Source organism: Aeromonas simiae (assembly GCF_000820125.1).
GTDB classification, from domain to species: Bacteria; Pseudomonadota; Gammaproteobacteria; order Enterobacterales; family Aeromonadaceae; genus Aeromonas; species Aeromonas simiae.
This window is the reverse complement of record NZ_CDBY01000022.1, coordinates 1-10,742: the sequence shown is the minus strand read 5'-3', so window position 1 is coordinate 10,742 and position 10,742 is coordinate 1. Positions and strand designations below refer to the sequence as shown.

Genomic DNA, 10,742 nt, shown 5'->3' with positions numbered 1-10,742 from the left:
GTGCTGGGCAGGGGCCACTGGGTGTGGTGGCGCACCGCCAGTACGTCCGGCTCACGGCACAGGCGCGCCAGCAGGGGGGCGTTGTGGATGAGCGGCGCCAGCGTCAGGGCATCGAGGGCAGCGGCCAGGGCGGTGAAGGCGTGAGCGCGGTCGGGGCCATGGGCGATCAATTTGGCCAGCATGGGATCGTAATAGGGGGTGATGGTGTCCCCTTCACGCACCCCGCTGTCGATACGCACCCCTTGCGGCCAGACGAGGGTATCGATGTCGCCGCTCGCCGGCAGAAAGCCGGCCGCCACGTCTTCGGCGTAGAGGCGCGCCTCCACCGCGTGGCCGCGCAGGGTGACGTCGGCCTGGCTGAGGGGCAGCGGCGCCCCCTGGGCAATTTGTAACTGCCAGGCCACCAGATCCTGGCCTGTGATGCACTCGGTGACCGGGTGCTCCACCTGCAAGCGGGTGTTCATCTCCATGAAGAAGAAGGACTCGCCGCACACCAGATACTCCATGGTGCCGGCGCCGACATAGCCGATGGCGAGCGCCGCCTTGACCGAGGCCTCGCCCATGGCGCGGCGCAAGGCGTCGGAGAGACCCGGTGCGGGGGCCTCCTCGATCACCTTCTGGTGGCGCCGCTGCAAGGAGCAGTCGCGATCCCCGAGATAGACTCCCTGGCCGTGGTGGTCACAAAACAGCTGCACCTCCACGTGGCGGGCGCGCTCGAGATAGCGCTCGAGCAGCACGGCGTCGTCGCCAAAGGCGCTGCGCGCCTCGCGCTTGACTGCGGCCAGCGCCTCGAGAAACTCGGCGTCGTCGTCGACCCGGCGCATCCCCTTGCCACCGCCACCGGCGGCCGCCTTGATAAGGAGCGGCATGCCGATGTGGCGCGCCTCGGCCAGCAGTCGCGTCTCGGTCTGCTCCTCCCCGTGATAGCCGGGCAGCAGCGGCACCCCGGCGGCCGCCATCAGGGCCTTGGCGCCGGCCTTGTCCCCCATGGCGCGGATGGCGGTGGCGGGGGGGCCGACAAAGCAGAGGCCGGCGGCCTCCACCTGCTCGGCAAACGCGCTGTTTTCCGACAAAAAGCCATAACCGGGGTGGATGGCATCGGCCCGCGCCGCGCGGGCGATGGCGAGCACCTTGCCGGCGTTAAGGTAGCTGTCACGGGCCGGCGCCGGCCCCAGTGGCCAGGCTTCGTCGGCGGCCTCCACATGCAGGGCGCGGGCATCGGCGTCGGAGTAGAGGGCGATGGTGTGGATGCCGAGCGAGCGGGCGGTGCGGATGATGCGCAGGGCGATCTCGCCGCGGTTGGCGATGAGCAGGCGGCGGATGGGCCTCATTGCTCCTCCTCGGGTTGGGGGGCGGCTTGGCGCCCATCGACGTCGTGGCGCCAGCGGGGAGGGCGTTTGTCGAAGAAGGCCTGCATCCCCTCCTGGGCCTCGGGGGCGACGCGCACCCGGGCGAGGGTGTCGACACAGATCTGCTCGAACCGATCCGGGTCGAGGGCAAGGTGGCCGAGCAGGCGTTTGGTCTCCTTCATCGCCTCGGGGCCGTTCTGGCACAGGCGCTCGGCGAGGTGGCGGCCACGTTGCAGCAGCGCGGTGTCGTGGGCCGTCTCGTGCACCAGCCCCAGCCGGCAGGCGGTGATGGCGTCGAAGGGCTCGGCGCTTAGCATGTAGCGCTGGCACTGGCGCAGCCCGATGGCGCGCACCACATAGGGGCTGATCATGGCCGGCACCAGCCCGAGGCGAACCTCGGAGAGGCAAAAGCGCGCCCCTTCGGCGGCGATGGCCATGTCGCAGGCGGCGATCAGCCCCAGCGCGCCGCCGTAGGCGGCCCCCTGCACCAGGGCCAGGGTCGGCATGGGCAGCTGGCTCAGGGTGTGCAGCAGGCGCGCCAGCTGGCGGGCATCCTCACGATTGTGCTCGAAATCGCGGTGGGCCAGGCTGCGCATCCAGTTGAGATCGGCGCCGGCGCAAAAATGGGCCCCCTCGGCACGCAGAATGAGGGCGTGGGGGCGCTGCGCTATGGGTTGGCCGTGGGCATGGCCGAGATCGTCCAGCGCCTCTTGAAGGCCAGTGATGAGCGCGGCATTGAGGGCGTTGTGACGCTCGGGCCGGGTCAGGATCAGCTCGACCAGTGGGCCGTGGCGTTCGATACGAAACAGGGTCATGGGGCCTCCTTACATCCGAAAGATGCCATAGCGCTCCGCCTCCAGGTTAGCGCCCTGGCAGGCCGCCAAGGCCAGGGCCAGCACGGTGCGGCTGTCGGCGGGGTCAATCACCCCGTCATCCCACAGGCGGGCGCTGGCGTAGTAGGGGTGGCCCTGGCGCTCGTATTGGGCCAGCACCGGCTCGCGGATGGTGCGCGCCTCGGCCTCAGCGAGGGTTTTTCCCTCGGCAGCCAGCTTGTCTTGGCGCACCTGCACCAACACGCCGGCGGCTTGCTCGCCCCCCATCACCGAGATGCGGCTGTTGGGCCAGCTGAAGAGAAAGTCGGGCTCGAAGGCACGCCCGGCCATGCCGTAGTTGCCGGCGCCGAAGCTGCCACCGGTGAGCAGGGTGATCTTGGGCACCCGGCTGCAGGCCACTGCGGTGACCAGCTTGGCGCCGTGCTTGGCGATCCCTTCGTGCTCGGCGGCGCTGCCGACCATGAAGCCGGTGATGTTTTGCAAAAACAGCAAGGGGATGGCGCGGCGGTTACAGAGCTGGATGAAGTGGGCCCCCTTCAGGGCGCTGTCGCTGTGCAGCACCCCGTTGTTGGCGAGGATGCCGACCGGCATGCCGCAGAGGGTGGCAAAGCCGGTGACCAGGGTGGTGCCATAGCGCGCCTTGAACTCGTCAAACTCGGAGCCATCCACCAGGCGGGCGATGATCTCGCGCGCCTCCACCGGCTTTTTCAAACTGGTGCCGACCAGGCCGTAGAGATCCGTGATGGGGTAGGCGGGCTCGGCATAGTCGGCCAGGGGGGCGCAGTGGGGGCGGACGGGCAGGTTGGCCACCAGGCGCCGGGCGATGGCCAGGGCGTGCTGATCATCCTCGGCCAGGTGGTCGGCCACCCCGGAGCGGGCGCAGTGCACCTCGGCACCCCCGAGCGCCTCGGCGCTGATGCGCTCGCCGGTGGCGGCGCTGACCAGCGGCGGGCCGGCCAGAAACAGGGTGGCCTGCCCGCGCACCATGATCGACTCATCGGCCATGGCCGGCACATAGGCGCCGCCAGCGGTGCACAGCCCCATCACCACGGCGAGCTGGGGGATGGCGTCGGCCGACATGCGCGCCTGGTTGTAGAAGATGCGGCCAAAGTGATCCCGATCCGGGAACACCTCGTCTTGCATCGGCAAGAAGGCGCCGCCCGAGTCGACCAGATAGAGGCAGGGCAGGCGCAGGCGCGCCGCGATGGCCTGGGCGCGCAGGTGTTTTTTCACCGTCAGCGGGTAGTAGGTGCCCCCTTTGACCGTGGCGTCGTTGACCACCAGCATGCACAGGCGCCCCTGGATGCGGCCGATGCCGGTGATGAGGCCGGCGGCCGGCACCGGCTCGTCATAGACCGCCAGGGCGGCCAGGGGGGAGAGTTCGAGAAACGGCGAGCCGGGATCGAGCAGGTGATCGATGCGATCGCGCGCCAGCAGCTTGCCGCGCGCCGTATGGCGGGCGTTGTTGGCACTGCCACCCCCTTCGGCGATCTGCGCCAGGGTGCGGTGCAGATCCGCCACGAGCCTCGCCATGGCGGCAGCGTTGGCGGCGAACTCGGGGCTGTGGGTGTCGAGGTGCGAAGGCAGGCGGGCCATCAGCCATCCCCCATCAGTTCGCGGCCGATCAGCCAGCGGCGGATCTCCGAGGTGCCGGCGCCGATCTCATAGAGCTTGGCGTCGCGCAGCAGCCGTCCGGTCGGGTAGTCGTTGATATAGCCGTTGCCCCCCAGCAGCTGGATGGCGTCGAGGGCCATCTGGGTGGCGTTCTCGGCGGCGTAGAGGGTGGCGGCGGCGCAATCCTTGCGGCGGGGGCGCCCGGCGTCGCAGTCGCGAGCCACCGCATAGACCAGGGCGCGGGCGCTGATGAGGCGGGTATACATGTCGGCCAGCTTGCCCTGCACCAGTTGGAACTCGCCGATGGGCTGGCCGAACTGCTTGCGCTCGCGCACATAGGGGAGCACTACGTCCATGCAGGCCTGCATGATGCCAAGGGGGCCGGCGGCGAGCACGAGGCGCTCGTAGTCGAGGCCGCTCATCAGCACCTGCACGCCGCCGCCCAGGGGGCCGAGCAGGTTGGCGGCGGGCACCTTGCAGTGCTCAAACACCAGCTCGCAGGTGCTCGAGCCGCGCATGCCGAGCTTGTCGAGCTTCTGGGCTGTGCTAAAGCCGGGGGTGCCCTTCTCGACGATGAAGGCGCTGATCCCCTTGGCGCCGGCAGCCGGATCGCTCTTGGCGTAGACGACAAACACCTCGGCGTCGGGGCCGTTGGTGATCCACATCTTGTTGCCATTGAGGATGAAATCGTCTCCGTCACGCAGGGCGTGCAGGCGCATGCTCACCACGTCAGAGCCGGCGCCCGGCTCGCTCATGGCCAGCGCCCCCACCTGCTGGCCGCTCACCAGCGCCGGCAGGTACTTGGCCTTCTGCTCCGCCGTGCCGTGACGGTGGATCTGGTTGATGCACAGGTTGGAGTGGGCACCGTAGGAGAGCCCCACCGAGGCGCTGGCGCGGCTTACCTGCTCCATCACCATGACGTGGGCCAGATAGCCCAGATTAACCCCGCCATACACCTCGGCCACCGTGATGCCGTGCAGCCCCAGCTCGCCGAGTTCGGGCCAGAGATCGCGGGGAAACTGGTTGCTGGCGTCAATCTCGGCGGCGCGCGGGGCGATCCGCTTCTGGCAATAGGCCGCTACCTGCTCGATAAGGGGGGTGAGGCTTTCGTCCACCATGAGGGGTCTCTCCTTAGACGGGGCGTGGTGAGCGCCCGGTTGCCACCGTTCCAAAAGGGCAGGATGCCCTGCGTACCAAGAAAGCGTGGGCCAAACTGGTCTGTCCAATCTTTCATCAAGTTTACGTTAGCGTAAACGTAACTAAATTGTTAGCCTAAAGTAAATTCGCGTTCAGGAGCCTCTTTCCATGCCCAGCAATATCCACTCGCGCTTTGGCGATCTTCCCCTCTTCATCGACGGCAAGGCACACCTCTCGGCCAGCGAGCAGTGGCTGCCGGTGCGCAGCCCCGCCGATCAATCCCTGCTCGCCATGGTGCCCTGTGCCACCGAGGCCGAGGTGGCGAGCGCCATTGAAGCGGCCCACACCGCCCAGCTCGCCTGGCGCGAGGTGCCAGCCCCCGAGCGGGCGCGGGTGATGCTGCGCTATCAGCAGCTGCTCAAGGCGCACCATGACGAGCTGGCCGAGCTGCTGGCCCAGGAGACGGGCAAGATCCTGGCCGATGCCAGGGGGGAGGTGTGGCGCGGCATCGAGGTGGTGGAGCAGGCCTGCGGCGTGGCCAGCCAGATGATGGGCGAGACACTGGAGAACGTGGCGCGCGGGGTGGATGGGTACTCCTTGGTGCAGCCACTTGGGGTATGCGCGGGCATCACGCCGTTCAATTTTCCCGCCATGATCCCCCTGTGGATGTTTCCGCTGGCGATAGCCTGCGGCAACGGTTTTGTGCTCAAACCCTCCGAGCAGGTGCCGCTCACGCCGCTGCGTCTGGCCGAGCTGTTTCGCGAGGCGGGGGCGCCTGACGGTATTCTCTGCCTGGTGCACGGTCAGGCTCCCCAGGTGGAGGCCATCATCAGCCACCCCTTGATCAGGGCGGTGAGCTTCGTCGGCTCGGCCCGGGTGGGGGCGCAGGTCTACCGCAGGGCCACCGATCTCCTGAAGCGGGCCCAGTGCTTCGTCGGGGCCAAGAACCATATGGTGATCATGCCGGATGCCAACAAGGCCCAGGTGCTGAGCAACCTGGTCGGCGCCGGGGTGGGCGCCGCCGGCCAGCGCTGCATGGCCATCAGCGTGGCGGTGTTGGTGGGCTCGGCCCGAGACTGGCTGCCTGAGCTGGCCGAGGCGTTTCGTGCCGTGCATCCCGGCCCGTGGGACAGCGACGAGGCGGCCTATGGCCCGCTTATCAGCCACGGCGCTCGGGAGCGAGTGGCCCACCTGATTGAAGAGGGGATCCGGGAGGGGGCGCATTGTCTGGTGGACGGGCGCGAGGTGACCGTGCATGGCTACCCGGATGGCAACTGGATGGGGCCGACCCTGTTTCGTGGCGTCACGGCCCACATGCGCCTTTATCAGGAGGAGATCTTCGGTCCCGTGCTCGCCTGCATGGAGGTGGAGACCCTGAGCGAGGCGATAGCCCTCATCAACGCCAACCCCTACGGCAACGGCACCGCCATCTTCACCGGCAGCGGCGCCGCCGCCCGCCAGTTCCGTCACGAGGTGGCGGTGGGCCAGGTGGGGATCAACGTGCCGATCCCGGTGCCCCTGCCGTTTTTCTCCTTCACCGGTTGGCGCGGCTCTTTCTATGGGGATCTGCACGCCTACGGCAAGCAGGCGGTGCGCTTTTACACCGAGACCAAGACGGTGACCGAACGCTGGTTTGATGATGACGTGCCAAGCGGCCCCAACCTCACCATCTCATTGCGTTAAGACGCCAGGAGAGTGGATATGGATTTCACCCTGACCGACCAGCAGCAGGCGTTTGTCGCCGCCGCCGATGCCTTTGCCCGCGAGGCGCTCGCTCCCCATGCCGCCCGCTGGGATCGGGAGCACGAGTTTCCCATCACCACCCTCAAGGCGGCGGCCGGGCTCGGCTTTTGCGGCCTCTACACCGATCCCCGCTACGAGGGGCTGGGGCTGGATCGCCTCGACGCCAGCCTCATCTTCGAGCGTCTGGCCATGGGCTGCACCTCCACCACGGCTTATCTCACCATCCACAACATGGTGAGCTGGATGCTGGGAGCCTGGCTGCCCGCCGAGACCGCTGCCGCCTGGGTGCCACGCCTGGCCAGCGGCGAGCTGCTCGGCTCCTATTGCCTCACCGAGGCAGGGGCCGGCTCGGATGCCGCCGCCTTGAACACCCGCGCCGTGCGCGCAGGGGAGGAGTACCTCATCGACGGCAGCAAGGTGTTTATCTCCGGCGCCGGCAGCACCCAGGTGCTGGTGGTGATGGCTCGCACCGGCGGCGCTGGGGCGGCGGGGATCTCCGCCTTCATGGTGCCGGCCGAGACGCCCGGCGTGCGCTGCGGCAAGGCCGAGGAGAAGCTCGGCTGGCACAGCCAGCCAACCCGCGAGGTGATCTTCGAGGGGGTTCGGGTGCCGGCGGCGTTTCGTTTAGGCCAGGAGGGGGAGGGGTTTAAGTTCGCCATGCAGGCGCTCGATGGGGGGCGCATCAACATCGCCTCTTGCTCGCTTGGCACCGCCCAGCAGGCTCTCGACGAGGCGCTGGCCTATGTAAAGACGCGCGAGCAATTTGGTCGCCCGATCAGCGAATTTCAGAGCGTGCAGTTTCGCTTGGCCGACATGGCGACCGAGCTGGCCGCCGCGCGCCTGCTGGTGCGCCAGGCCGCCGCCAAGCTCGATGGCGGCGCCCCCGATAAGAGAGCCTGGTGCGCCATGGCCAAGCGCTTGGCCACCGACCTGGGCTACCGCATCTGCGACGAGGCGTTGCAGCTGTTTGGTGGCTACGGCTATACCCGCGATTACCCGCTCGAGCGTTACCTGCGCGATACCCGGGTGCACCGCATCTTGGAGGGCACCAACGAGGTGATGCGCCTCATCATCGCCCGGCGCCTGCTCGCCGAGCCGGGACTGTCGCTGGAATAACCATGAACGCAGAGCAAGGAGCCGATGCGATGACAACCCGCATTCATGTGGCGTATCACGGTCACACCGCCTGGTTGACCCTGGACAATCCGCCCGCCAACACCTGGAGCGAGGCCGGTCTCGCCACCCTGGCCCGCATCATGGACGAGCTGCATGAGCGCCCCGAGATAGTGGCCTTGGTGCTGACCGGCGCCGGGGAGAAGTTCTTCTGTGCCGGGGCCGATCTGCATCAGTTCGCCAGCGGTGACGCCGAGGTGGCGCAGCGGGTGGGCGAGGCGTTTGGCCGCGCCTTCGATGCCCTGGCCGATTTTGCCGGGGTGAGCATTGCCGTCATCAACGGCTTTGCCATGGGCGGCGGGTTGGAGCTGGCGCTCGCCTGCGACATTCGCATCGCCGAGCCGCAGGCGGTGCTGGCCCTGCCCGAAGCCTCGGTCGGACTGCTCCCCTGCGCCGGCGGCACTCAGCGCCTGACCGAGCTGGTGGGGCCGGGGTGGGCCAAGCGGATGATCCTCTGTGGCGCGCGGGTCGATGCGCCTTTGGCCCACCAGATAGGGCTGGTGGAGCAGCTGGTCCCCCGCGGTCATGGCAGGGAGGCCGCCCGGCTCCTGGCCGAGCAGGCCGAGCGGCAGAGCCCGGCGGCGCTGCGCGCCTGCAAGCGGCTGATTAACGAGGGGCGTCACCGCCCTCAGGCGCAGGTGCTGCCCCTCGAGCGCGAGCAGTTCACCGCGCTGTTTAGCGATCCCAACCAGCGCGAGGGGGTGCAGGCTTTCCTGGCAAAGCGCCCGGCGCGCTGGCGTTACCGAGAAGGAGAGGAGAATGACTGACGGGGTTGGTGCCAGCCTGCTGGAGGCAGCCGGTGGGGTTAAGGTTGGGGTGCTCACCCTGGATGCCCCCAGCTCGCTCAACGCCCTGAGCCTGCCGATGATCACCGCGTTGCACAGCCATCTGGCGCGCTGGGCGAGCGACGATGCGGTACGGGCCGTCTGGCTCGAGGGGGCGGGGGAGAAGGCTTTCTGCGCCGGGGGGGATATCCGCTCTTTTTATCATCGGCGCGATGAGGCCGGCTTGTTTGCCTATGCCAGCGATTTTTTCGAGCGCGAGTACCGGCTCGATCACGCCATTCACACCTACCCCAAGCCGGTGCTCTGCCTCGGGCACGGCATCGTCATGGGGGGCGGCATCGGCCTGCTGGCCGGCGCCCGTTTTCGCATCCTGACCGAGCAGAGCCTGCTGGCGATGCCGGAGGTGAGTATCGGCCTCTTTCCCGATGTGGCCGGCAGCTGGTTTTTGCCGCGCATGCCGGGGCGCCTCGGCCTCTGGCTTGGCCTCACCGGCGCCCGCTTCAACGGCAGCGACGCGCTGGCGCTGGGGCTGGCCGATGCGCTGATCCCGGCGGAGCGGCGCGGCGATCTGAAAGCGCGGCTGTTGGAGATCGACTGGCAGCTGAGCGGGGAGGCGCTCGATCAGGCGATCCACGAGCAGATCCACGCCCTTGGTATGGGCATGGAGGCGCCGGCTCCCCGGCTGCTGCCCCATCAGGGGCGTATCGATGCCCTGCTGGCGGGGCGGGCCTTCCCTGTGGTGCTGGCGCAGCTGCTGGACGCCGATCTCGCCGATGAGCCTGAGCTGGCCGCCGCCCAGGCCCAGTGCCGCGCCGGCAGCCCCCTCAGCCGGGCACTGGTGTGGCAGCAATACACCGAGGCGCGGCAGCATTCGCTCGCCGAGATCTTCGCCGATGAGCTGACCTTGGCGGTCAACTGCGCCCTGCACGGTGATTTCATCGAAGGGGTGCGCGCCCTGCTTATCGACAAGGACAAGCGCCCGCGCTGGCGCTTTGCCAGCGAGGCTGAGATCCCCGCCGAGTGGCTCGAGCGGATGTGGCAGTGGCCATCTGGCCGCCACCCGCTTTGGAGCGAGCTCGGCAGGGCGTAAAGCACGACCGGCTGCGGCCCGGCTCTGCGGGCACAGGTGTGTGGACATTAAGGAGAACGCCATGAAGATAGGGTTCATCGGACTGGGCAACATGGGCGGGCCGATGGCGGCCAACCTGGCCAGGGCCGGCCATGAGGTGCGGGTGTTTGATCTGGTGAGGGCTCACATCGATGAGGCGGTCGCCGCCGGCTGCCATGGGGCTGTGGATGCCGCCTCGGCGCTCGATGGCTGCGCGGCAGCCATCTCCATGCTGCCGGCCGGTGAGCATGTTCGTGGCCTCTGGCTTGAGCAAGAGCGGCTCTCGGCCATGCCGGCCGGGGCGCTGGTGATCGACTGCTCCACCATCGACGTCGCCTCGGCCCGCGCCGTGGGGGAGGCGGCGCGCGAACGCGGGCTGCGCTTTGTCGATGCGCCGGTCTCGGGCGGTACGGCGGGGGCCCGCGCCGGGACGCTGACCTTCATCATGGGCGGGGAGGCTGCCGACGTGGAGGCCGCGAGGGCCGTGCTCGCCCCCATGGGGCAGAGCCTGTTTCATGCCGGGCTGCTCGGGGCGGGGCAGATCGCCAAGATGTGCAACAACATGCTGCTTGCCATCCACATGGCGGGCACCGCCGAGGCGCTCGCCCTCGGGGTGCGCGAGGGGCTCGATCCGGCGGTGCTCTCGGCCATCATGGGCAAGAGCTCGGGCAATAACTGGAGTCTTGAGCGCTACAACCCCTGGCCTGGGGTGATGGAGAACGCCCCGGCCTCGCGTGGTTATCAAGGGGGCATCATGACCCGCCTCATGGTCAAGGATCTGGGGCTGGCCATGGCGCTGGCCGAGCACGCCAAGAGCCCGGTGCCGCTCGGCGCCCTGGCTCGCAACCTGTTTCTGCTGCACGCCCAGGGGGGCTTTGAGGCGCTCGATTTTTCCAGCATCCAGCAGTTGTATGGCGGCCAGAGAGCAGGAGGCAAGGGATGAACATTGCGCACAAAGTGATCGCCGTGACCGGGGCGGGCCGGGGGCTGGGGCGGGCGG

The 10,742-nt window shown here is 68.4% G+C and carries 8 protein-coding genes and 1 pseudogene; 5 read left to right on the top strand and 4 right to left on the bottom strand.

Going from position 1 to position 10,742, the window contains the following annotated elements; genetic code table 11:
- From BN1134_RS02945 to BN1134_RS02930, 4 genes and pseudogenes are all read right to left on the bottom strand, one after another.
- Nucleotides 1–1,331: acetyl-CoA carboxylase biotin carboxylase subunit (locus BN1134_RS02945; RefSeq protein ID WP_042045161.1), on the bottom strand; the 1,331-nt coding region annotated here is incomplete at its 3' end.
- Between the two features lie 47 nt (nt 1,332–1,378).
- A pseudogene (locus tag BN1134_RS02940) lies at nt 1,379–2,164 on the bottom strand (enoyl-CoA hydratase-related protein); the annotation flags it as partial.
- Nucleotides 2,165–2,173: 9 nt separating this feature from the next.
- Nucleotides 2,174–3,778, bottom strand: coding sequence for a carboxyl transferase domain-containing protein (locus tag BN1134_RS02935; RefSeq protein ID WP_042045158.1), 1,605 nt, complete (start codon nt 3,776–3,778; stop codon nt 2,174–2,176).
- Nucleotides 3,778–4,914 (bottom strand): isovaleryl-CoA dehydrogenase, encoded by a 1,137-nt coding sequence (locus BN1134_RS02930; protein ID WP_042045157.1) that lies wholly within the window; start codon nt 4,912–4,914, stop codon nt 3,778–3,780. Before BN1134_RS02930 ends, BN1134_RS02935 begins: the two co-directional genes overlap by 1 nt.
- A gap of 187 nt (nt 4,915–5,101) precedes the next feature.
- On the opposite strand from BN1134_RS02930, the gene BN1134_RS02925 reads away from it, so the two are divergent.
- The 5 genes from BN1134_RS02925 to mmsB all read left to right on the top strand — a co-directional run bounded on the left by BN1134_RS02925 (nt 5,102) and on the right by mmsB (nt 10,685).
- Nucleotides 5,102–6,616 carry a CoA-acylating methylmalonate-semialdehyde dehydrogenase gene (locus BN1134_RS02925; RefSeq protein ID WP_042045156.1) on the top strand — a complete coding sequence of 505 codons (1,515 nt, stop codon included), beginning with the start codon at nt 5,102–5,104 and terminating at the stop codon, nt 6,614–6,616.
- 18 nt (nt 6,617–6,634) lie between these two features.
- Nucleotides 6,635–7,792 carry an acyl-CoA dehydrogenase family protein gene (locus tag BN1134_RS02920; protein WP_042045155.1) on the top strand — a complete coding sequence of 386 codons (1,158 nt, stop codon included), beginning with the start codon at nt 6,635–6,637 and terminating at the stop codon, nt 7,790–7,792.
- Nucleotides 7,793–7,821: 29 nt separating this feature from the next.
- Nucleotides 7,822–8,616, top strand: coding sequence for an enoyl-CoA hydratase (locus BN1134_RS02915; protein ID WP_042045162.1), 795 nt, complete (start codon nt 7,822–7,824; stop codon nt 8,614–8,616).
- Nucleotides 8,609–9,724: an enoyl-CoA hydratase/isomerase family protein gene (locus BN1134_RS02910; RefSeq protein ID WP_042045154.1), complete on the top strand. Its 1,116-nt coding sequence runs from the start codon at nt 8,609–8,611 to the stop codon at nt 9,722–9,724. Before BN1134_RS02915 ends, BN1134_RS02910 begins: the two co-directional genes overlap by 8 nt.
- Before the next feature lie 61 nt (nt 9,725–9,785).
- Nucleotides 9,786–10,685 carry a 3-hydroxyisobutyrate dehydrogenase gene (mmsB, locus tag BN1134_RS02905; protein WP_042045153.1) on the top strand — a complete coding sequence of 300 codons (900 nt, stop codon included), beginning with the start codon at nt 9,786–9,788 and terminating at the stop codon, nt 10,683–10,685.
- The last annotated feature ends 57 nt before the right edge of the window (nt 10,686–10,742 follow it).

What these genes read in the sequence shown, in the direction of transcription:
- BN1134_RS02935 (WP_042045158.1), bottom strand. Translation starts at nt 3,778, where the DNA reads ATGGCCCGCCTGCCTTCGCACCTCGACACCCACAGCCCCGAGTTCGCC.
- BN1134_RS02930 (WP_042045157.1), bottom strand. Translation starts at nt 4,914, where the DNA reads ATGGTGGACGAAAGCCTCACCCCCCTTATCGAGCAGGTAGCGGCCTAT.
- BN1134_RS02925 (WP_042045156.1), top strand. Translation starts at nt 5,102, where the DNA reads ATGCCCAGCAATATCCACTCGCGCTTTGGCGATCTTCCCCTCTTCATC.
- BN1134_RS02920 (WP_042045155.1), top strand. Translation starts at nt 6,635, where the DNA reads ATGGATTTCACCCTGACCGACCAGCAGCAGGCGTTTGTCGCCGCCGCC.
- BN1134_RS02915 (WP_042045162.1), top strand. Translation starts at nt 7,822, where the DNA reads ATGACAACCCGCATTCATGTGGCGTATCACGGTCACACCGCCTGGTTG.
- BN1134_RS02910 (WP_042045154.1), top strand. Translation starts at nt 8,609, where the DNA reads ATGACTGACGGGGTTGGTGCCAGCCTGCTGGAGGCAGCCGGTGGGGTT.
- mmsB (WP_042045153.1), top strand. Translation starts at nt 9,786, where the DNA reads ATGAAGATAGGGTTCATCGGACTGGGCAACATGGGCGGGCCGATGGCG.